At 34.4% G+C, this 218-nt stretch carries 1 protein-coding gene; it reads left to right on the forward strand.

Annotated elements, in window-relative coordinates; genetic code table 11:
* Positions 1-218: hypothetical protein (locus FVP33_RS20290; RefSeq protein ID WP_222706802.1), on the forward strand; the 218-nt coding region annotated here is incomplete at both ends.

Below are 218 nucleotides of genomic sequence, written 5' to 3' on the forward strand. Positions count from 1 at the left end.
CAATACTACTCTTCTCACAAACACAAAACCAACAATTCCAATCTCTTCCAATAATTCTAACAAAAACAACTACAAAAAAACACAAACAAAAACAAATCCAAACAAACCCCACATCACACAACCTCAACATATTACACCTCCCACAACTACAACCAAAAACTTCCACAAACCTCAAAACCTCAATCAACAAAACATATCACCTCAAACCCAAAAACTGT

The organism is Lacisediminihabitans profunda (genome assembly GCF_008040105.1).
Classification (GTDB): domain Bacteria; phylum Actinomycetota; class Actinomycetes; order Actinomycetales; family Microbacteriaceae; genus Lacisediminihabitans; species Lacisediminihabitans profunda.